17 protein-coding genes and 1 pseudogene are annotated in these 21,222 nt (G+C 63.7%); 9 read left to right on the top strand and 9 right to left on the bottom strand.

Translation table 11 applies throughout. The features are described 5' to 3' along the window. The coding region (locus ACOQFP_RS01305) for a GntR family transcriptional regulator (protein ID WP_421583205.1) at positions 1–743 on the bottom strand (743 nt) is incomplete at its 3' end. Between the two features lie 394 nt (positions 744–1,137). Then, complete coding sequence (locus ACOQFP_RS01310; protein WP_206497638.1) at positions 1,138–2,532, bottom strand: MBL fold metallo-hydrolase; 1,395 nt, start codon at positions 2,530–2,532, stop codon at positions 1,138–1,140. A 580-nt stretch (positions 2,533–3,112) separates the two neighbouring features. Between ACOQFP_RS01310 and ACOQFP_RS01315 the strand changes: the two genes are divergently transcribed. After that, positions 3,113–4,318, top strand: a complete 1,206-nt coding sequence (locus tag ACOQFP_RS01315; protein WP_151097337.1) for an NAD(P)/FAD-dependent oxidoreductase — start codon at positions 3,113–3,115, stop codon at positions 4,316–4,318. Next, the gene (locus ACOQFP_RS01320) at positions 4,315–4,851 is read left to right on the top strand and encodes a hypothetical protein (RefSeq protein WP_006898189.1); all 537 of its coding nucleotides are present in this window, start codon (positions 4,315–4,317) and stop codon (positions 4,849–4,851) included. The genes ACOQFP_RS01315 and ACOQFP_RS01320 overlap by 4 nt, the downstream gene beginning before the upstream one ends. A gap of 93 nt (positions 4,852–4,944) precedes the next feature. On the opposite strand, the gene ACOQFP_RS01325 is transcribed toward ACOQFP_RS01320, so the two are convergent. Beyond that, positions 4,945–5,208, bottom strand: a complete 264-nt coding sequence (locus ACOQFP_RS01325; RefSeq protein WP_206497637.1) for a metal-sensitive transcriptional regulator — start codon at positions 5,206–5,208, stop codon at positions 4,945–4,947. Between the two features lie 121 nt (positions 5,209–5,329). Further along, positions 5,330–7,510, bottom strand: a complete 2,181-nt coding sequence (locus tag ACOQFP_RS01330; RefSeq protein ID WP_421583206.1) for an MMPL family transporter — start codon at positions 7,508–7,510, stop codon at positions 5,330–5,332. Between the two features lie 135 nt (positions 7,511–7,645). On the opposite strand from ACOQFP_RS01330, the gene ACOQFP_RS01335 reads away from it, so the two are divergent. From ACOQFP_RS01335 to ACOQFP_RS01345, 3 genes are read left to right on the top strand one after another with little or no spacing between them, the layout of a single operon-like run. Continuing rightward, a complete protein-coding gene (locus ACOQFP_RS01335) occupies positions 7,646–7,891 on the top strand; it encodes a YgaP family membrane protein (protein WP_006898186.1) in 246 nt (81 codons plus the stop codon). After that, positions 7,888–8,319, top strand: a complete 432-nt coding sequence (locus ACOQFP_RS01340; RefSeq protein ID WP_377450336.1) for a DUF5313 family protein — start codon at positions 7,888–7,890, stop codon at positions 8,317–8,319. Before ACOQFP_RS01335 ends, ACOQFP_RS01340 begins: the two co-directional genes overlap by 4 nt. Positions 8,320–8,322: 3 nt before the next feature. Beyond that, positions 8,323–8,958: a class I SAM-dependent methyltransferase gene (locus ACOQFP_RS01345; protein ID WP_151097334.1), complete on the top strand. Its 636-nt coding sequence runs from the start codon at positions 8,323–8,325 to the stop codon at positions 8,956–8,958. A gap of 257 nt (positions 8,959–9,215) precedes the next feature. Here the strand turns inward: ACOQFP_RS01345 and katG are convergent, their stop codons facing one another. Further along, the gene (gene katG / locus ACOQFP_RS01350) at positions 9,216–11,411 is read right to left on the bottom strand and encodes a catalase/peroxidase HPI (protein ID WP_421583210.1); all 2,196 of its coding nucleotides are present in this window, start codon (positions 11,409–11,411) and stop codon (positions 9,216–9,218) included. A 93-nt stretch (positions 11,412–11,504) separates the two neighbouring features. After that, positions 11,505–11,909, bottom strand: coding sequence for a Fur family transcriptional regulator (locus ACOQFP_RS01355; protein WP_006898181.1), 405 nt, complete (start codon positions 11,907–11,909; stop codon positions 11,505–11,507). A 269-nt stretch (positions 11,910–12,178) separates the two neighbouring features. On the opposite strand from ACOQFP_RS01355, the gene ACOQFP_RS01360 reads away from it, so the two are divergent. From ACOQFP_RS01360 to ACOQFP_RS01370, 3 genes are read left to right on the top strand one after another with little or no spacing between them, the layout of a single operon-like run. Beyond that, complete coding sequence (locus ACOQFP_RS01360; RefSeq protein ID WP_039868152.1) at positions 12,179–13,144, top strand: DUF302 domain-containing protein; 966 nt, start codon at positions 12,179–12,181, stop codon at positions 13,142–13,144. Then, positions 13,145–13,696: a sigma-70 family RNA polymerase sigma factor gene (locus ACOQFP_RS01365; RefSeq protein ID WP_006898178.1), complete on the top strand. Its 552-nt coding sequence runs from the start codon at positions 13,145–13,147 to the stop codon at positions 13,694–13,696. After that, a complete protein-coding gene (locus ACOQFP_RS01370; RefSeq protein WP_151097330.1) occupies positions 13,693–14,370 on the top strand; it encodes a zf-HC2 domain-containing protein in 678 nt (225 codons plus the stop codon). Before ACOQFP_RS01365 ends, ACOQFP_RS01370 begins: the two co-directional genes overlap by 4 nt. 587 nt (positions 14,371–14,957) lie before the next feature. On the opposite strand, the gene ACOQFP_RS01375 is transcribed toward ACOQFP_RS01370, so the two are convergent. The 3 genes and pseudogenes from ACOQFP_RS01375 to ACOQFP_RS01385 form a co-directional block, all read right to left on the bottom strand. Next, positions 14,958–15,434, bottom strand: a complete 477-nt coding sequence (locus ACOQFP_RS01375; RefSeq protein WP_421583207.1) for a hypothetical protein — start codon at positions 15,432–15,434, stop codon at positions 14,958–14,960. A gap of 580 nt (positions 15,435–16,014) precedes the next feature. Beyond that, a pseudogene (locus ACOQFP_RS01380) lies at positions 16,015–16,836 on the bottom strand (site-specific integrase); the annotation flags it as partial. 562 nt (positions 16,837–17,398) lie between these two features. Continuing rightward, the gene (locus ACOQFP_RS01385; RefSeq protein WP_421583208.1) at positions 17,399–18,202 is read right to left on the bottom strand and encodes a ParA family protein; all 804 of its coding nucleotides are present in this window, start codon (positions 18,200–18,202) and stop codon (positions 17,399–17,401) included. A 1,508-nt stretch (positions 18,203–19,710) separates the two neighbouring features. Between ACOQFP_RS01385 and ACOQFP_RS01390 the strand changes: the two genes are divergently transcribed. Further along, positions 19,711–20,886, top strand: a complete 1,176-nt coding sequence (locus tag ACOQFP_RS01390; protein WP_421583209.1) for an integrase — start codon at positions 19,711–19,713, stop codon at positions 20,884–20,886. Positions 20,887–21,222: the final 336 nt, after the last annotated feature.

Raw genomic sequence — 21,222 nt, forward strand, 5'->3', positions numbered from 1 at the left:
CTCGGTGAGAACGTGGCCGAGACGGTGAACCGATCTCCTCGAATCACTGTGTGCCGCAACTCCACCGGCCGGGAATTCATGCAACCCAAGCGGCGGATCGACAGCGCGGCGGTCTTCGAGTCGAGTTCGAGTGCTGCCGCAGCCTCCGGATCCGGGACGACGGCAGTGACGTCCTCGCGGCCACCGGTCAGGCGGATGCCGCAGCGTTTCTCGAGCTCGATGTAGAGAGCCGTGTGAGTGAAGTCCGCATCCAGGAGGTCGCGTGCCAGATCCCCCGGCAACCAGGCATGGTCGAGCGCCAACGGCACGGTCCCTGCCATACGGATGCGCTCCAGGTAGAGCAGCGGAGCCTTGGGACCGACCTGCAAGGTAGCGGCCACCGCGGGGTCGGTCCGCAGTTCGAGTGCACGCACCACGCTGTGCTGGGCAACACCCGTGGCTTCCACGGCAGCGAAAAGACTGTAGAGCGCACCGAGTGGCTGCTCGATCACCGGCGGAGCCGCCAACCGAGAGGGCCGGCCACGCTCTGCAATCAAGATTCCTTCGTTCCGCAGGTGCCGCAGGGCCTCGCGGGTGGTGTGACGGCTCACTCCGTAGCTCGTCGTCAACGCATGCTCACCCGGGAACTCGGATCCGGCGAATTCGTCGTCGCCGATTCGGCGGACCAGATCGGCATGCAGTTGCGCCCACAGCGGCATCGCACTGGAACGGTCGAGCACGGCACTACGATCGGGTTCAACCATCAGAGGCCCTCCTGTCGATCTGTGTCGGAATCCGAATTCGAGCCGCCGGCTGCTGACCCTTGGGGCTACTGTACAACAAATGTACGTACATCCGTACAGACGGGAGTGATGCTCTCTCCGCGTCGAAGCGATGTCAACCGAGGATCTCGGGGCCGTCAGCTCTCCCGTCCCCGACGGACCATCCGTCGGCATCGTCGGCACGCAACGAGACGACCCTCGCATCGAGAAAGTCGTTGCCGAGCACGAACGAGCTCCTGTGGGAGTCAGACCTGTCGCCCGGGTCTGCTCCCCCCGGGGTTTGCTCTACCGTCGGTGGCGCGGCGAGCCGACAGGGCGAGCGCAGGGCCGAATCGGGGGCGGACTGCACCACCGCCTCCGATTCGGGCGTGTTCGATCAGACTGTTTCGAGGTTGCGCGCGGCCCAGGCGGCGTAGCTGCCCTCGAGTTCGACAACTCGGTAGCCGGCGCGGCGCAGGGCGCTGGCTGCGACCGCGTTACGGACGCCGCTCTGGCAGTAGGTCACGATCGGACCGCCAGTGGGCAGTCCGTCGAGGTTCCACAGCAATCGGCCACCGCTGAGCTGTTCGGAGCCAGGTATGTGGCCGTCGGCGTGTTCGGTTTTGTTGCGCACGTCCAGCACCATTGCCGGGTCGAACGAATCCAGCTCGTCCGCACCGATCGTCTCGGGTGTCGTCATGGGGAGCCCTCGTAGACTCGTGACGTACCCGGTCACCGTATCGATGCCGACCCGCAGCAGGTGATCACGTAGCTCGTCGGCGACGGCGTGGTCCTCGGCGAGCACCACCAGTGGAGTGTCCTCTCGTTCGGGGTCGTAGACCCAGGCACCGAACGAGGCTGCCTTGCCGATGCCGGGGATGTTGAGCGCTCCGGGGACAGCGCCGGCGTGCACCTCATCTTGGCCGCGGGTGTCGAGGAGGACGACCTCGTCGGAGTCAAGGGCGCGTGCCAATTCTGCGGAGTCGTACTCGCGCAAGGAAGACAGCGGCCCGAGAACGACCGGGCCCTGCTTGTTCTGACGCTTCATCCGGCCGAAGTAGGCGTGTGCATCCGGTTGACCGTCGAGCATCTCATCGACGAAGCCCTGCTCGTCGTCGCGCTCGACATACCCGGCCCACCAAGCGAAACGGCGTTCGTAGCCGACGCTGGTCGACGGCAACGCGCCGAGAGCTTTTCCGCAGGCACTGCCCGAACCGTGACCCGGAAAGACCTGGACATGATCCGGCTGCGTGACGAACGACCGCTTCAGACTGCGGAAGATCTGCTTGGCACCCTCGAAACGGGTGTCGACACCGTCTGCAGCTTCGTCGAGTAGGTCCGGGCGGCCGAGATCGCCGGCGAAGACGAAGTCGCCCGTCAACATGTATCCCGGAGCATCGGCGAAAGCACCGTCGGTCACCAGGAACGAGAGGTGCTCCGGGGTATGACCGGGCGTGTGAACAGCTTGCACGGTGATGTTCCCCAGGGCCAGCGTGTCGCCATCGTGGAGGCGTTCGGCCTCGAAGCCGTACTGCCAGTCGTCGCCGCCCTCTCCTGAGACGTAGGTGGTCGCGCCGGTGGCCTTGGCCAGCTCGCGAGTGCCGGACAGGTAGTCGGCATGGATGTGGGTCTCGGTCACGGCGGTGATGGTCATGCCATGCCGATCGGCCAGGTCCAGATACACACCGATGTCGCGGCGGGCGTCGACCACCACTGCCTCTCCCTTGGCCTGGCAGCCGATGAAGTATCCGGCTTGGGCGAGGTCTTCGTCGTAGATGCGTTCGAGAAGCATCGAAATCTCCTTGTCGATCGTGGTGGCGTCCGTACAGGTCTCAAAATTCATGGTACCCCGTGGGGTATTTTCAGGAGGTTCTGTGCGCCGCGGCGCACGGAACCGATCTCACGGGGCGGAGGTGGAGTGGGTCGAAATACCGACGCACACCCAGGGGCGCGGGAACCGGCCGATCCAGCGAGGCGCAACGACTCACAGCGACATCGCAGTGGTTGCCGATCATCACGTCCTCCTCAGCCGTCCGGCACTCGCCGACTCGGGGCGGACGAGGAAATTTCATTCGTCCCGAGTGTGGCGTTTGTCGGTATTGGCGACTAACCTCTTCCATAATGTACGTACATCCGTACGATCAATCAAGGAGAGGGCGACGTACACCTCGGCACGTGTCCTTGCACCACCTGCTCGAACGCCGGAATGACCTTCCAGCACGACTGCTGTGGATGCAGTGCACCTGGCTTCAATGACCACCAATGTTGTGACCACACGGCTCGCGCCCACACCGACGTCGAGCTGAACCACCCGGCATCAACCGAAATCGAGACAGCGCTCACCGAGCTCGTGTCTCGAACAGGAGGACCACATGTCCGCGCACACCATCGACCACAAAGTCGCGATCATCGGCGGAGGCAACGCCGGTATTTCGCTCGCGGCACGTTTGCGGCGAGCAGGAATGACCGACATCGGCATCATCGAGCCGGCAGAGACCCACTATTACCAACCTTTGTGGACGCTCGTCGGTGGAGGCCGCGCCCCGGCCTCGGAGAGTGCGCGCAGCGAGGCGTCGGTGATGCCCCAGGGCGTCGGCTGGATCAAGGATCGCGCCGAGGGGGTCGACCCCGATGCCCAGACGGTCAGCACCTCCTCGGGAACTACGATCCATTACGACCACCTGGTGGTGTGCCCCGGCATCCAGCTCGACTGGGATTCGGTGTCCGGCATGGCCGAATCGATCGACACCCCGCAGGTCTCGAGCAATTACCGCTACGATCTCGCACCCAAGACGTGGCAGATGATTCAAAAGATGCGGTCGGGCACCGCCGTGTTCACGATGCCCTCCGGCCCCATCAAATGCGCGGGTGCCCCGCAGAAGATCGCGTACCTCGCGGCCGACTACTGGCGCGAGCAGGGCGTGCTCGATGCCATCCGAGTTGTCCTCGTCCTGCCCACACCCGGAATGTTCGGGGTACCGGTGTTCGCCGAGGAGCTCGAACGAGTCGTGGCGCGTTACGGCATCGAGGTGCGCAAGAACAGCGAAGTCACCGCTGTCGATCCGGACGGCCGGTCGGTGACGATCACCGACAACAGTGCAGGTACCACCGACGAGCTACCCTACGATCTGCTCCACGTCGTACCGCGCCAATCTGCACCGGACTGGATCAAGGCCAGCCCCATAGCGGACCCCGAGAATCCAGCCGGATACGTCCAGATCGACAAGAACACACTGCGTCACAACAGATTCGACAACGTCTTCGCCCTCGGTGACGCCGGATCGTCACCGAATTCCAAGACCGGTGCCGCCATCCGCAAGCAAGCACCCGTGGTCGCCGAGAACCTGCAGGCGAGCATCGCCGGCCGTCCACTGACCGCACAGTACGGCGGGTACGCCTCCTGCCCCTTGACCACCTCTCGTAAGACGATGCTTCTGGCCGAGTTCGACTACACGATGCAGCCGGCTCCCTCGATACCGCTGATCGACACCACCCGCGAACGCCGCGACATGTGGTTCCTCAAGAGACGCGGACTGCCGGCGTTGTACTGGAATGCCATTCTCACCGGCCGAGCGTGAACGGTCGACCGCCGCACAGTTACGACCGCGAGGGCGACCTGAGCCACTATCGGTCGGTGTTCGAGGCCATCGAACGACGCGTGATACCGGAGGTGGTGATCACCCGGGTCACCCCGTATCTGCTCGTTCTGGTGTCGGCGGCCGTGCTCGGAGTGGTGCTTCCGCACACCGGCGGCGCACACGGGTACGACGTTCTTCTGCGCACCGAAAGCGCCGACGCGGAATCAGCGGGTGTGTTGGCGACACTGTTCACCGCATTCACTCTCACGTTCACCGTCGTAGCGGCCTCGATCGCGCGTCTGGTTCGGCGTTTTCGGTGGGCCGCTCTGGCTTTGGCGGGCAACGGTGTCACCACGGTGTTCGGTGTGCTCGCGATCTGGGCTCGGCAGTCACTGGCACCGACCGCGACGGTGGCGGGTCCATCGATCGGCCTGTATCTGGGGGCGGTGGCAGCCCTGCTGTCCACCGTTCTCTGGGCTCGTGTGGTGTTCACCCGCCCACCCGAGCATCCCGGTCCAGCGCGCAGGAGCTGACACGTCGCGGGCCCGAGCACCCCATCTCGAACCGGCTGTCCTGCCTCGGTCCGATCACCCCCGTGCATCGATGCGGGGGTGATCGGACCGTTGTCAGGCGAGGGCGAGAAAGAGCTTCTCGAGCTCCGCTTCGCTCATCTTCTCCCCTGTTTCCGCCCCGGTGATGCACTCACGGAGTCCGGTGGCGACGATCTTGAAGCCTGCCCGGTCGAGAGCCTTCGACACCGCGGCCAGCTGGGTGACGACGTCCTTGCAGTCACGGCCGCTCTCGATCATCGAGATAACCCCGGCGAGCTGACCCTGCGCACGCCGCAGACGGTTCAATACCAACGCGATGCTTTCGGCGTCACCGGTCATGTCGTTCAGTCCTTCGTTCGATGAAACTCCAGGTTACCCCTAGGGGTAACGATGGTCGTGGTGGCCGACGCCGGACGGTGTCGGCCACCACTATGCTGAGCATTTCGACGGTGCGAGCGTCTCAGCTGTGCGAGAAGCCGATCTTGGGTAGTGCCGCTCGCAGCCACGTCGGTGACCACCATGCGGCGTGGCCGGTCAGGCGCAGCAGCACCGGTAGCAGGACCAGTCGAATGAGTACGGCATCGAGCAGTACGGCGACGCCGAGGATGATGCCCATCTCCTTGGGTGGCAGTGGTTCGGCGAGCGCGAACGAGAAGAACACCGCGATCATCACCGCTGCCGCCGCGAAGATCACCCGACCCGAATGCGCCATTCCGTCGACCTGAGAACCGTGCGGATCATCGGTGTTCTCGTAGTGTTCCTTGACGCTCGACAGCAGAAACACCGTGTAGTCCATCGCGATTGCGAAGATCATCGCGAAGAAGAACACCGGGCCCCAACCGTTCAGGAATCCCTGCGGGGTGAATCCGAGCAGCGACGCCCCGTGACCGTCTTGGAAGATCAGCTTCGCGACACCGAACGCTGCGCCGGTGGACAGCAGGCTGACCACGGTCCCCAGCAGGGCGATCAGCGGTGCCTGCAGCGCGATCAGCAACAACAGGAATCCGAGCACCAGAATGACCGACACCACGATGGGCAGGTACTCGTTCAACGCGGTCTGCAGGTCCAGGTTCTCCGCGGGTGCGCCGCCGACGATCGCGCCCTCGGGTAGCTCGGCACGCAGTGTGTCGAGAGTGGCCGCGAGTGCCGGGTCGGACGGGTCCACGTCCGGAATGGCCTGCAGCATGACGTAACCGGAGCCGTCCATCGCGGGCATCGGCGGCGTCACCATCGACACCCCGTCGGTGCCCGCGGCGATCTGCGCGGTCTGCTCTGCCTCCGCCGTGGGGGCGATGATCTGCAGCATGCCCGGGGCACCCTCACCCATCTGCGCCTGCACCAGTTCGTAGCCCTGCCGCACCGGGGCGTCCTCGGGCACCACCGAAATCGACGGCATGGCGACCTTGAGGCCGAACACCGGGAGCGTCAGTGCCACCAGGATCAGCAGTGCGCCGATGGCGAACGGCCACGGATGCTTGTGCAGCACCTGTCCCCAGGAGGCGAACTTCGGCGAGCGGTGCTCCTGCCGCTTCGCGAACGGGAGGGAGCCGGCATTGACCTTCGGTCCGAGCTTGCCCAGAACTGCGGGGAGCAGTGTGAGGGTGGCCGCGAGAACGAACACCACCGCGAGCATGATGCCCACGGCCATCGTGCGTACCGCAGGTGCAGGTACCAGAAGCACGGCGGACAGGCTGATCAGCACCGTCAGACCGGACAGGGCAACGGCTTTACCTGCGGTGTCCATGGTTTCGGCCACCGCACGCCGAGAATCCATCTGGCCGGCGTCGATGGTCTTACGGAGGGCATCCCGGAATCGGACGACGAGGAAGAGCGCGTAGTCGATACCGAGCGCCAGCGCGAACATCATCGCAAAGTTCATCGCCCACACCGAGATCGGTGTGACCTCGTTGAGCAGAACCAGGGCACCCGCGGATGCGACCAGGCCCGCCAGGGTCAGCAGCAGCGGTAGTCCGGCGGCGACGAGCGATCCGAACGCGAGCACCATGATCGCCAATGTGACCGGCCAGGAGATGATTTCGGCCTTGATCATCGCGTCGTGGTTGGCCTTGTTGAAGTCACTCCACAGTGCCGATGCTCCGGTCGGGTAGACCTCGATCGAGTCCGTGGAGGCTGCGGTCAGCTCACCTTTGAGATCGTCGACGGCCTTCACCATCTCGTCGGTGGTCCCGTTCGCTCCACCGATGAGGATCCCGGTGTGTCCGTCGGGGCTGATCGACATTCCCGGTTGCGGGGGGATCACCTCGGAAATCCGCGAATCGGCGGCCAGAATGTCGGTGACCTCGGAAATGACCGCCGCGACAGCGGGATCGGTCACCTGCTCGGTGTCCGAATGCACGACCACCTGGATCGCGGCCGAGGAGTTCCCGCCGAAGTGCTCCTGTGCGAGTTCGCGAACCTGGACCGACTCCGATCCGTTGGATTGCCACCCGGCACCGGCGAGGGATCCGAACACCGACGGGGCGAACGCTCCCAATCCGATGATGACCACGAGCCACGCGGTGACCACCCACTTGAAGTTGCCTGCCATGCGCGCACCGAAGCGCGCCAACGGCCCGCCGGTGATTCCTGGCGGCGAGTTGTCTGCAGAACTCTCGTCGGTTCGAACGTCGGTGGAACTCACATCGTGTCCTTACTGGTCGGGAAGATGGAGGAACCGTAACACAGTACCCCCAGGGGTATGCTGGTATCATCGTATCTACCCCCTAGGGTATGCACGGACGACCGCACCACACGCAGAGAAGCGAGGATCTACCGCATGTCATGCACCGACACCCTCACCGGCCCCGGCGGACCGAGTATCGAACGCGCAGTCCCCGCGCTGGCGGGCACCATGGTCCTTGCCAGCCTCGCCGCCGGTTCCCTTCACGACCGCCGCTGGCATGTCCTGACAGCATTCGTCGGCGGGAATCTGCTGCTGTATTCCGCAGTCGGATGGTGCCCGGCCAGCCTGTTGATGAAGCGGCTGGGGATGCGTCAGAGCACAGCGACCCCGACCCGGTGAACCGCAACAGGACCCGCCCTTTGCCGTGGCAGTGGGTCGGCTACGCCTTCGGCCGCACTCTGCCCTCGACCATGACGGACTGGGTGGCCAACGATCTGACGGGCAATCACGCCGTGGTTCGGCACCTGATCCGCGGCCAGGTTCCGTTTCTTCCCATCTACGCCGTGTTCATGTTCTTTCCGGGTGAACTGTGGTTGAGTGGCTCCATGGTGCTTCTGGCGGTCCTGCTCTCGCTGTTCTTCACCGCCTCGTACATGGAAGAGAATCGGCAACGCCGCCTCGTGCGACACATGCTGCCCCGCGATCTCACGAACTCCCGTAAAGCGCAGGAATCGGAGCTGGTCAAGAAGCGTTATCTGGCGGCGCACCCCGAGTCCGAGGCCTCACGCACCGCCGCGGCACCCATCGCTCCCGGCCGGGAGCACTGAGCGATGGTCGGCGATTCGACGCACCGTCTCGCCCGATGGCAACGATTCTGGGACAAGCAAGCGGCCGGTTACGACAAGCACATGACCTTCCTCGACCGAGTCCTTTTCCGCGACACCAGATCCTGGATCTGCAGTCGCGCCCGAGGCCAGGTTCTCGAGGTCGCAGTGGGAACGGGACTCAATCTCGAGCACTACCCGGCGGGGACATCGTTGACCGGAATCGAGCTGAGTCCGGACATGCTCGCGCAGGCACACTTTCGCGCCGCCGACGTCAGACCGGATGCGCACCTGACGCTCGGGGACGCTCATGCTCTCGACTTTCCCGATGCATCCTTCGACACCGTGGTGTGCACGTTCTCACTCTGCGCCATCCCCGCCACGGACATCGCGCTCGCGGAAATGTCGCGGGTGCTGCGTCCGGGTGGAACGTTGCTACTCGCCGATCACGTCGCCTCGTCGATCCGGCCGGTTCGATGGATCCAACGCGCCCTGGAACTGGTGAGCGTCCCGATCGGCGGCGAGCACTTTCTGCGCCGGCCCTCGCTCGTGATCACCGGTGACGAGAGCTTCTCCATCGAGGACATCGACCGGTTCACTCTCGGTCTCGTCGAGCGTCTTCACGCCACGAAAGTGGCCTGAACGGGAGCAAGGACCACCATCCTCGCGGCACGAACTACCGGCCACGCCCGGCTATCTCGGTCTCGACGAACTCGAGAAGTTGCTTCTCTGCCATCCACCCACACTTGTCGCGCACCCACGGCGAACAACCCAGGATGTAGGGGCGACGAGATCAGCCCACCGAGACTTCGCAACGACGCCGAGGCTCCGACGCTGAACCCATTTCACCCCCGCACCGAGAGTCGGTACGGGGGTGAAGATGGGGTTCGATGGAGAAATCAGGCCAGATCGTAGCGATCGAGCATCATGACCTTGTCCCAGGCCGCGACGAAGTCGCGGACGAACTTGTCCTTGGCGTCATCGCAAGCGTAAACCTCTGCGACAGCGCGCAACTCGGAGTTCGAGCCGAAGACCAGATCGTTGCGAGTTCCGGTCCACTTCTTCTCACCGGTAGCGGCGTCCTTGGCCTCGTAGATGCCCTCCTCGGCGGCGGGAACCCATTCGGTGCCCATGTCGAGGAGGTTGACGAAGAAGTCGTTGGTCAGAGTGCCGACCCTGTCGGTCAGAACGCCGTGCGTCGACCCCTTGTAGTTCGCGCCGAGTACACGCAGACCACCGACGAGCACGGTCATCTCGGGTGCACTGAGCGAGAGCAGGTTCGCGCGGTCGACCAGGTTGAACTCGGCCGGAAGCTTCTGGCCCTTGCCCAGGAAGTTACGGAAACCGTCCACCATGGGCTCCAGATCGGAGAACGAGTCGACGTCCGTCTTCTCCTGCGTGGCATCCATACGGCCCGGAGTGAACGGGACCGTGATGTCGACGCCGGCGTTCTTGGCGGCCTGCTCGACGGCTGCGACGCCACCGAGCACCACGAGGTCGGCGAAGGACACAGTTCCGGAGAACGACTGCTGGATTCCTTCGAGAACGCGGATGACCTGTGCGAGCTCGTCGGGCTCGTTGACCTCCCAGCCGGCCTGCGGCTGCAGACGCAGACGGCCACCGTTCGCACCGCCGCGCTTGTCACTGACGCGGAACGACGCCGCCGCCGCCCACGCAGCCGAGATCAACTGCTCCTGAGTCAATTCCGATCCGAGGATGGCCTGCTTGAGCTCGGCGATCTGTGCGTCACCGATCAGCTCGTGATCGACGGCCGGGATCGGGTCCTGCCAGAGCAGGGGCTCCGCCGGAACCTCGGGGCCGAGGTAGCGCGAGACCGGTCCCATGTCGCGGTGGGTGAGCTTGAACCAGGCCTTCTGGAACTCCTCTGCGAGCTCCTCGGGATGATCGAGCCACCGCCGGGTGATCTGCTCGTAGATCGGGTCGACGCGCATCGCGATGTCGGAGGTGAGCATCGACGGGTGGCGACGCTTGGAGGGATCGGCGGGATCGGGAACGAGGTCCGCGCCCTCGCCGTTCTTCGGGCGCCACTGGTGCGCACCGCCCGGGCTCTTGTAGAGCTCCCACTCGAACCCGTACAGGGTCTCGAGGAACGAGTTGTCCCACTGCGTGGGCGTGGGGGTCCAGATGACCTCGAGACCACTGGTGATCGCGTCCGCGCCGACGCCGCTCTGGAAGCTGTTCTTCCAGCCGAGACCCATCTGCTCGATGGGAGCGCCTTCCGGCTCTGCCCCGATGTGCGCGTCGGGATCGGCAGCGCCGTGCGTCTTGCCGAACGTGTGTCCACCGACAGCCAATGCGGCGGTCTCGATGTCGTTCATGGCCATGCGGCCGAAGGTCTCGCGGATGTCCAGTGCGGACTGCACCGGATCCGGGTTACCGTTCGGGCCTTCGGGATTGACGTAGATAAGACCCATCTGCACTGCGGCCAACGGGTTGTCGAGGGTCGTGCGATCACCGTAGTAGCGCTCGTCGCCCAACCAGGTCTGCTCCGGGCCCCAGTAGACGTCCTCGTCCGGCTCCCAGGCGTCGACGCGTCCGCCGGCGAAGCCGTAGGTCGGCAGACCCATCGACTCGATGGCGACGTTGCCGGTGAGCACGATCAAGTCGGCCCAGGAGAGCTTGCGGCCGTATTTCTGCTTGATCGGCCAGATCAGCCTGCGGGCCTTGTCCAGGCTCGCGTTGTCGGGCCAGCTGTTCAGCGGCGCGAAGCGCTGCATGCCCGCTCCGGCACCGCCGCGTCCGTCCTGCTTGCGGTAGGTGCCCGCTGCGTGCCACGCCATGCGAATGAAGAAGGGGCCGTAGTGGCCGAAGTCCGCGGGCCACCAGGGCTGCGAATTCGTCATCAGGGCTTCGATGTCGCGCTTGACCTCAGCGAGATCGAGAGAGTTGAACTCGGCTGCGTAGTCGAAGTCCGGGCCCATGGGGTCGCCGACTGCCGGGTTCTTCTTGAGGATCTTCAGATTCAGGGACTTGGGCCACCACTCGCGGTTGCTTCCGCCTTCGACGGGTGCCGGCATCGAGTCGTGCATGACCGGACACTTGCCACCCGACTCCTGTGGCTGGTCCTGGTTCATCTCTTTTTCGCGTGTTGTGTGGTCCTCGGACACGAGTTTCCCTCCAGAAGATGGTGAATGATCTGATTTCCGCGGCGCTCCCGCGCCGCGACATCAGGGGCTGACGCTGGTGGAGCAGTTCTCGCACAGGCCCCAGTAGATGACCTCTGCCTCGTCGACGACGAAACCAGGGGCCTCCGACGGAGTGAGGCACGGAGCCTCGCCGACGGCGCACTCCACATCGGCGATCGCGCCGCACTTGCGGCACACGAGATGGTGATGATTGTCGCCGATCCTGCTCTCGTACCGGGAGACCGAACCCGACGGCTGAATGCGCCGGACCAGTCCCGCGATGGTCAGAGCGCGGAGCACGTCGTACACGGCCTGGCGCGAGACGTCGGGCAGGGTGGCCCGAACGGCTCCGTAGACGGTGTCGGTGTCGACGTGCGGATGTTCGTGCACCACGTCGAGCACCGCCAGACGGGGGCGGGTGACTCTGAGCGCAGCACTACGCAGCATCTCCGAGTAGTTCGACGATGAGCTCACATCGACCAGTATGCATGACTTTTCTGGAATGAGTCCGGAAACTGAGCGACGGACTGATGTGAGGCGGCGAGCGCAGAGCCAGCGCGTTCCGCGCCGAGTGGCACCGAGATTGCGGGGAGCAATCGCCGGAGGATCTTCGGTTCGGGTGAACCCCTCAGGCTCGGTGTGCGTACACCACAGTGAAGCCCACAGCAGTCGTGGGCCCGAGGACAGGACACGTGATGAACACTTCAAGGTTCCGTATGGCAACGTCGCTCCTGGCGTCGGCGGCGATGATCGCCCTCGCCGGGTGCGGTTCCACCGAACCCACCGGTTCGGTCGCTGTGTCGAGTACTCCGGTGTCCACGTCGGCGGATCCGAGCGCCTCAACACCTGATGCAGCACCGTCCGAACCCGGTCTGGTGGTGTACGCCAGCAACTACTCCGTGAGTGACACGGTCTCTCGGGTCCAGCGCGCGCTCGAGACGGTGGGGACTGTGGCAGCCACTGTGGATTTCGAGAAGTTGGCACAGGGAACAGGTAAGACGATCCGTCCGACCACCGTGGTGATCGGGGGGAATCCGAAGGCGGCGTCGCCGTTGATCACCGCGGATCAACGGGCCGCGATCGACCTTCCACAGAAGTACCTGGTCTGGCAGGCTGCCAACGGGACGGTGTTTCTAGCATACAACTCCGCGGAGTACATCGCGGCGCTCGCTGGTATCCCGGTGTCGTCCGACGCCCTCGACGGACTCCGGGCCGGGTCGGCATCCACCGCGTCCGATGCGACGGGATCCTCGGCGGCCGCTGCAGAGGGCACCGATGTGTCCACAGCGCCGAGATACCTGGTCGAAAAGACCAGTGATGCATCGGTTGCTGCGTCCATCGCTCGATACGAGGCAGCGTTCGCGGCCAAGAATCAGCCCACAGTCGCCACCGTCGATCTCGCGTCCGCCGCTGCCGAGACACCTCTGAGGCCCACCATGGTCACCTACGTCGGTAATCCTGCGGTCTCGACTGCGCTGGTCGGAGCGCAGCAGACCATGGGGATCGACCTCCCCGCCCGATACGTGGCGTGGCAGGACTCCGAAGGGATCGTTCACGTGGCTCATCCCGATATCCGTGTACTCGCTGCTCGGCATTCGATCTCGCCGACCAATCCCGTTCTCGACATGGTCGAGGCCGCCACGACCGGTTTCACCGATGCCGCTTCCGGCTCGGGCAGTTAGGTGGACGGTGTCGAATCCGGCTCACAGCAGAACCATCAGCTCGTCGATGCGTCCGAAGTTGCCATGTCGGCGCTCTTCCGCGAGCACCAGCATGCAGTGACTCGATTCGTCAGCCGCTACACCCAGACCCGCGAGCAGTGCGAGGACATCGTCCAGGAGACGATGTTGCGTGCGTGGCGCGGGATCGACCGCATCGATGTGACAGCAGCATCGACGCGGTCCTATCTCATGACGATCGCGCGAAACGTGCTCACCGATCAGTGGCGGGCGAGCACGAGCAGGCCGACTCTTGTCCACGACCAGATCGCACTCGCTGCCGAGTGCATCGACGACGAATTGGGCGGGGTCCTCGACGGGTGGCTCATAGACGAGTCGCTGCACCGGTTGTCCGAGGAGCATCGAGCGGTCATCGTGCTCATCTACTACGAGGGCCGAACCGTCTCCGAAGTGGCCGCACACCTCGATATCGCGGTCGGCACGGTCAAGTCCCGCTCCTACTACGCTGTACGTGCCCTACGCCGGATCTTCGACGAGTTGGGATTGATTCCATGAGCTCAGCGCACGACGAGATCCGACCACTGCTCGGGGCGTACGTACTCGACGGACTCGAGCGCGACGACCGAGCAGCGGTACGACGACATCTCGACGACTGCCTTGCCTGCCGAACCGAAATCGACGTACTGGCACCCGTCGCGGGTGTGCTTCGACGTCGAAGGCAGCCAGCAGATCTCTCACCGGTGCACTCGACGGCCGGTGCAGACCAGCGACTCGACCACCTGCTGAGCGCGATGAGGCAGCAACGGACCTCCGAGAAGAGGCGGCGGCGAGTGTGGACTGCGGTGTCGGCGACCCTCGTTCTGGGAGTCGCTGCGGCGATCGTCCCGCTCAGTAGCCTCGCCCGCTCCGACGATTCGACAACGGTGAACGATGCGGGAGCCCGCCCGCTCGTTCTGTCGAGCACCGTCGGGGCCACAGGTGAGCTCGAGCTCACCACGAAAGCCTGGGGCACATCGATCGACGTCGACGTCCAACAACTCCCCGACGCAGGCGTCCTCACTCTCCAGGTGGTCGGCAACGACGGGGCTCGACAGCAAGCAGCTCAATGGTCGGTCACCGCGAGCCGAGCAGCAGCGGTGACCGGCGCGACGTCCCTTTCTGTCGAGGACATCCACTCGATCGTGATCGACGATCCGGCGGGCAACACGATCGCGCGGGCCTCTCGCTGAGACCGAGTCGTCACCGACACGGGCCAGGTTTGGATGCGGTGCCTCGAACCGCATGTTGGTCGAACGGCCGGCCGAGTGGCTGGACCGCAGTCGAAGGAGGTCGGGGCGCTCACGACGTACCCCGGATCGAAGTCCGAGTCCGACCTGCGACATCGAGCGATCACACCAGTCTCCTCGTCTCACCAGAACCAATCGACCCGCAGCCCACTGTCGGGTGTCCCACAGAAAATTACGGATGTCGACGACACGTACGTCGCAGGATCCGAGACCCCTAGCTATCCGAGGCGACCCAGCGAGCATCGGATGTATACACGGTCAGATGTACCCCATGGGTATGTGCTGATATCACCCTCAGGGGCTCATACTCGTAGTCGTTTGCGATGACTGTGACGACAATTGGACGCGCCTTCGGTCGTCTCGTCGTTTCGGCGGTCGGGTATCGAAGACGGTGCTGCCATCGACCCAAGGGCACCCACTCATCGACGTAGACATCGAGCCGGTGACGGAAGTCGACATCTGTGTCCATGGGTCGACAGCACACCGACAGTGCAATCAGTCCGCCGATGCCAGTTGCCCGAGAGACAGCATCAACAGTCGCCGCGATCCCATCCGTCGTGTTCGTCGAGAATGTCGACGAGAGTGCGCAAAAGATCGTCGACGCGGTCATTGATGTCGTCGAACCGATCGTCGAGCTCGGCGAGGCGGATGTGTGCGTCGCGCCGGGCACGAATCCCGTGCTCGTAGTAGGCATTGTCCAGAACGAAGCCCGATCGACCTGGTTCTGCTCCTTGTAGAACAGCACTGTCGGGGTCGTTCGTCGTCCACAGGGTGCGCGGTCGATGCGCAGCCGGCCGACCGTTCAGGTGAGCGCGCGTCAGTGCGGACAGCGACTGCACTGTGAGCGGTTCCGGTGTCCAGGGTGTGTAGCCCCAGCGGTCGATACGAACCACAAGCGGCTCCTCCGCGTGCTGCGCTGTCACCACCGGAGACTCAGACATCGAAGGTGAGCGATCGGGGTCGAGAAATTCACGGAGCATCGAGATACTCGCGGAGCGATCGAACATCGACTGAAGTTGCGCCCAGCGCCGGTACACCGACACCGGACCGGACCGGACTCACCGTAACTGCCGAGCATGGTCGGGGTGACCCGGTGCAGGCCGGAAACGATCAGGTCCGGCCCTGCGACCTCGATGTCGCCGCGGCGCAGAGTGCTGATGTCACGGTAAGTCAGTCCGGCAGAAACCAAGGTGAGTATCAGTGCATCACGTCGCCCGAACAGCCCGTATGGCCATCCAGACGACAGAATGCCGTCGATGATCGATGCAGCGCAGCCACGGATTTCGGTGAGACGTTCCCGGCGGCGCTCTGCGAGAGCGAGCCGAATGGGGACCGAGCGGCCGGGTTCGGTCATTCCGCGACTGCGGTGGGCAGCGTTGACAGCCGATACTCGACGACGCTGCGTGGCGACTGCGGCAGGGTGGTGGTCAAGAAACTCTGCCAGTGTGGACGGTGTAGCAGGCAGCGACGACCGGTCGCTGGCAGCGCACCAGTCGCAGAACAATGCCCATGTGTGTTCTGCGGAGCGGCCGAGACCCGAGATGCCATAAGCCACCGAGCCGAACGTAATTCCGTTCGATTCCGGTTTCATAGTCCGAGGTCGGTGACGGCGTTGCCGAGCATGGGTGCGTGCTCACGGGCGTAGATTTCGACCATCCCAGGGGTGGTGTGGCCGGTCTGGCGCATGATGGCGTGGGCGTCTGCGCCGTTGCGGAATGCTTGGGTGACGAATCCTGCCCGCAACGAATGCCCACCCAACTGTGTGACCGTCTCGGGGTCGAAGCCGGCGCGAGCGGCGCGGCGACGGATCGCGGCGTGCACCGCAGCCCCGGAGAGCGCAGTGTCGGAGAGGTTGCCATTCTTGCGGACCGATCGGAACAGCGGCGAAGATTTGTCGGCGGCGGGCAATGCTCCCCGGCACACATGAGAGTCGAATGGTGTTGCACGGGAAAGTAACCGAATGACGGCGACTCTGCCGCCGGTGTCGAACGCGGCGACGAGCTGCAGCCATCGCACCCACGCGCACACCGGGCATGACTCGTGGCGGTTGGTGAACGGTAGTGCTTTCACTGCTCCGGTGCCGGCCTGGTCGGTCTTGGACTTCCGGATCTGTACGTGCGCGCCGTCGAGACGGTCGCGGCGGACATCGCGGCATTCGAGCGCTACGAGTTCACTGCGACGAAACGCGCCGGTGAAGCCCATCAGCAGCAGCGCGGTGTCGCGGCGCTCGAGCACCTCGGACGCCCACCCGACAGCACTGCGGCGCGCGTGGTCGACGATCGTGGTGATGTCGGAGGTCAGCAGCGGTGCCCGCGGGTTGCGGGGCCGCTCCCCCGCCGACGCATAATCCCGACGAACACCTGCCAGAGTCGCTTTCACCATTTCGTGTCCGCACGGGTTGTCGTAGCCCGTCAAAGAGGACGCCGAGCCTTGTTGGGGTGCCTGAAGTCTCGGCCCCCGCCTCAGGTCTGCCATCGCGCACATGTACACGACTGAATGGTGATGGGTGACCAAAAGGGCTGTGCTAGCAACGCTAGCTAGCACAGCAAGCGGGCATCCTCTCATTCAGCGGTCTAGATGCCCCGCTTGTCGAGGTACTCACAGAGCGCCGCGTCGGTCAAGGAAGCAATACTGATTGATCGGTCCCCTGTCTCGTACCGCAGCCTGTCGACGGCTCTGTTCAAACGAAGCTTGGTCGAACTCCGTATCCGCACATTGTGCTGTTCAGTGAATTTTTCCGCGCCTGGTCCTGCCGCCGGCCGCGCATTGTGCGGAGCCGAAGGTTCGTTCGATGCCGGAAGAGTGGGCTCGTTTGTCCGTCCGATACCGCCAGCACTGGTCGAAACGTCGACGCTCGGCGACCCGGTTGATTCTTGCTGTGCTTCGGGCCCAACACGCCGGGGTGAAACGGCCGGTCGCGAAGGGAGGTCTGCAGCCGGGTGGCGGCGGATGGCGGGTTCGCGTTGTGCGTTCATGCGGCAGGCTCTCCTACAAGGTCGATAGACAGTTCTTTTAGCAGGGCGTCGTAGGCGACTTGCAGATCTATCGCTCGGCCTCCCTTGTAAGAATGGATGGGGGTGTGGCTGCTATGAGCGTCTTGGCGCGCCGCCAGCTCCGGGATCCCCGCTCTTGCAACCAATTCGCCGTATGCAGCACGCAACTCGTCCTCGCGATACTGATGCTCCGAGGTCCTTCGCTTCTTCGACAAGACGATCTTCTCAAGTTCGAGACGAGGGTTCGCACGCCGCTTGACGTTGGTGATGGTTTCCTCAACCTTGGTAATCGCTCGCACGCTGTCGATGGTGGGTTCGGTGACCGCAATGACTGAGTCGCAGGCGCAGAGGACCGCGAAAAGTAACTTTCCAAGCGACGGCGGGCAGTCGATGAAGACTGCACTGTAAGGCGACAGATCGACACCCTCAAGCGCGATATCTAACCGAAAGATCAGGTCGTTTGCGCCGTCAGCCTCAAGATTGGCGAGGCTCTGAGTCGCCGCGATCAGGTCGACCCGATCCCATTCGGTTGCTACTACCGCATCCGCTGCTGCACCCTCGCCAGTGACCGACATCAGGTCGAAGGTAGTTCGCATGTCGTCATCAACGTCGACTCCCAGACCGGTCGTCGCGTTGGCCTGAGGATCCATATCGATGACAAGGACGTGTTTGCCCTTGTCTGCCAATGCACTCGCCAGTCCGAGTGTTGTCGCTGTCTTCCCAACCCCACCCTTCTGGTTGCATATGGCGAACTTCCTGGGTTGCTTCGACGACGTCGACACTGGGATTCGCGTTCCTTTCTCTGTTCGAGGATCAAGGCCAACGAACTCTCTCTTCTCCGAGAAGACTGCGTTGGCTCACCCTGGACCTATGCCTGCAAGCCTTCTGGCTCGCTACGCTATAACCAATTGCTTGGTGTGCTGCGTTAACACGCGGAGCGAAGCTTGCGACGAGCGCTCTGCTCACTTGCGTTGTTAGCTTCGCTTGTCTCGCACTGTTTGCACGCCGAGCTGCAGTACCTTGCGTATCTAACCAAGTTTCGCTAGTTAAGCAAGACACGCAACCTAGACCAGCAACGCTCACTTGCTTAGCTATCAAAGCTCGTGTAGCACCTACGACTAACACAGTAAGCTTATCAAGCGTTGCTTTGCCAGCTATGTCAGCTATGTCAGCTACATTAGCGTACTTTCATAGCTCTGCTCGCTTTGATTCCTGCGCTAGCTCTGCTAGCTATTCTTGCACTCATACCTAACCGATTTCGGCGCAATAGAGCACGACTGGAGCGAACCCGGTTAACTGCCCGTCTGCATGGAGCCGCAAATCGCATGCAACGGCCTCGACCACGACAAATAGCAATGCTAGATGAACTAGCACTTGCATATGCCGAAGCCAAGAGGATCCGTAGAGAGCTTGCGTTGCAGAGTCTTGCAACACCTTGCTGCACAGCACGTCTACCGAATGTCGACGGCCCCTCTGGTCGGCGGACTGCATTCAGAGGCGACATGACTACGACGGACTGCGCCAGGCAGCAACATCGCAACCCAAATGATCCCAACCGTACGCGGTGATCCCGTACGGATTGAGCGCTTTATTCAACCCGACCTGTGCGAAATGATGCTCGGGGTTTACCCCTCTAGCGTTGCTCGCACTGATAGCTATCATCACTAGCGCTGCCGTCAACACAACAGGTTGGACGGGCGTCCCACCCGATGATGACCAATGAGACGTCGCGCGACCCGTTGGCTACAACCGACTCCCTGCGGCGAGTTCAGCGTCGAGGATGGCAAGTTGACGGTTGGCGGTGTGCACAAGCGCCTTCGGCACCATCTGACACGGTGCGCGACGTGCGCCAGGCCGACCCCAAGACACGAGAGCTTCACCGCGCGGCTGTTCCTGTCTAGGTCGTAGGAACGGCCGGAAACACCGCGCCCGGACGCAGCCAAGGAGTCGGTGGAATAACGGAGTGGCCGGCCAGCCCCACGACCAAGAGGAAATCCCACCGTTCGAGGGCCCCAAATGCAGATGCGGAACTGCCGGTAGTTGTACCCACCGGGTGAGGCAACGACCGCCATGATCACCTGGTGCAGCCCCGGACCAGATCAAACTGGGGTCTACTACGGCGGCTCTTTCAAGTTGAGCAGCAGGGACATTCTTACCGCATTCGTTGTCACCCACAGCTTCATGGATTACACCCACGTAAATTGCATTTTCCGCGCCATCTTGCGCAAAACAGCAGTTCAGCGCTTTTTTAAGCTGCAGATGTATCGGTGAACTGCGCTAAACTGCCTGTATGGACTACCGGCCAGCCCGAACACCCGCGGTGATCACTGCCGCCGGCCTCCCCGAGGGTGGCAGGTCGGTGGCCGTCGAGCCGGAGATCCCGCCCGCCGTCGCGAAGAGGATTGCGAGCGCTGTGCAATCCTCCCGCTCCGAGGGAACTCGACAGACCTACGCAGCCGCGTGGCGACGCTTCGCCAGCTGGTGCGACACGAATGGTCACGTGACGCTTCCGGCGCACCCGATCACCGTCGCCGCCTACCTCGTCGACGCTGCCGACACCCGGAACGAGAGCGGGGAGCGGGCCTACGCAGTCGCCACCTTCGGCACCTGGATCGCCGCGATCAACCATCAGCATCGCACGACCGGCCACCTGTCCCCGTCCGCGCACGAACTCGTCACTGCAACCCTGTCTGGGATTCGGCGGGAGTACGCAGCGGCGGGGGACCGCCCCCGCACGCCACGAGATCCGCTGCTGGTCGACGACATCAAGTTGCTCGTCTCGACCGCCCGAGAACGGTGCAGAGGCTGGGCCGACGAGGTTTTGGAACGCCGCGACTCGGCGATCCTGCTGCTCGGCTTCGCCGGTGCGTACCGCCGTAGCGAGTTGTCGGAGATGGTGTGCGGCGACGTTACCGTGCACCGGCACGACGGACTGCACATCCGGCTACGGAAGTCGAAGACCGACCAGGAAGGCAGGGGAGCAGTGAAAGCCCTGCCGTACACCGAGTCTCACGAGACCTGCCCGCCCTGCGCCTACGTTCGGTGGGCCCAGGTGGTCGCGGCATTCGATGCCGGCGGCCGGCCGGCTGTGATCCGCCTACTCCGCAAACGAGAACCGTTCATCGAGCACGTATGTCGTGGGGGAGTACCTCGCACCGCCGCCCGAGCACCGCTGTTTCGCGCCATTGCGAAGAACGGCAACCTGGGCGCAACGCCACTGTCTGGAGCAGCGGTCCACCAGACCATCCGCCGCCGTGCCGACCACGCCGGCTATGACCCCACCGCGCTGACCAAACTCGGCGGACACTCCCTCCGCGCCGGATTCGTCACCCAAGGCACCCGCAACGGGGCGGACGGCTCTGCCATCGCCCGACAAACCGGCCACGCAAGTCTCGACTCCGTCGAGGTCTACCGCCGGGAGCACGCCCCCCTGGTCGGGAACGCCGTCACAAATATTGGTCTCTGAACTAGACAGGTGAAAAATACTAGAATATTATTTCGGCATGGTTCACCCTTCGGCTAACGAAGTTGCCCGCCTCAAGCTAGTTGCGCGCGAAATCCGCAACACAGCCGACGAGTCTGCGTACTCGGTAGACGGCGCGATTGGCCAGAACCCCGCCTTTAAGCAATCACGTCGACCAGCAAAGGTCCTAGAGCGCGAACTAGGGCGTGTCTCCCATAGCTGAGCGGTGACCCGCGAGACCGTGGCCGTATGGGACAGACGAAGTCACGATTTCGCCAGTTCACCGACGAGCAGTGGGAGCGGATAGAGCCCCTGCTGCCCTCCAATGAAGGGCGGCAG

Source organism: Rhodococcus sp. MALMAid1271 (assembly GCF_049195265.1).
Classification (GTDB): Bacteria; Actinomycetota; Actinomycetes; order Mycobacteriales; family Mycobacteriaceae; genus Rhodococcoides.

Excerpts from the sequence above, each read along its gene's own strand:
- ACOQFP_RS01310 (WP_206497638.1), bottom strand. The coding sequence starts at position 2,532 with ATGCTTCTCGAACGCATCTACGACGAAGACCTCGCCCAAGCCGGATAC.
- ACOQFP_RS01315 (WP_151097337.1), top strand. The coding sequence starts at position 3,113 with ATGTCCGCGCACACCATCGACCACAAAGTCGCGATCATCGGCGGAGGC.
- ACOQFP_RS01325 (WP_206497637.1), bottom strand. The coding sequence starts at position 5,208 with ATGACCGGTGACGCCGAAAGCATCGCGTTGGTATTGAACCGTCTGCGG.
- ACOQFP_RS01335 (WP_006898186.1), top strand. The coding sequence starts at position 7,646 with ATGTCATGCACCGACACCCTCACCGGCCCCGGCGGACCGAGTATCGAA.
- ACOQFP_RS01345 (WP_151097334.1), top strand. The coding sequence starts at position 8,323 with ATGGTCGGCGATTCGACGCACCGTCTCGCCCGATGGCAACGATTCTGG.
- katG (WP_421583210.1), bottom strand. The coding sequence starts at position 11,411 with ATGAACCAGGACCAGCCACAGGAGTCGGGTGGCAAGTGTCCGGTCATG.
- ACOQFP_RS01355 (WP_006898181.1), bottom strand. The coding sequence starts at position 11,909 with ATGCTGCGTAGTGCTGCGCTCAGAGTCACCCGCCCCCGTCTGGCGGTG.
- ACOQFP_RS01360 (WP_039868152.1), top strand. The coding sequence starts at position 12,179 with ATGGCAACGTCGCTCCTGGCGTCGGCGGCGATGATCGCCCTCGCCGGG.
- ACOQFP_RS01370 (WP_151097330.1), top strand. The coding sequence starts at position 13,693 with ATGAGCTCAGCGCACGACGAGATCCGACCACTGCTCGGGGCGTACGTA.
- ACOQFP_RS01375 (WP_421583207.1), bottom strand. The coding sequence starts at position 15,434 with ATGTTCGATCGCTCCGCGAGTATCTCGATGCTCCGTGAATTTCTCGAC.
- ACOQFP_RS01390 (WP_421583209.1), top strand. The coding sequence starts at position 19,711 with ATGGACTACCGGCCAGCCCGAACACCCGCGGTGATCACTGCCGCCGGC.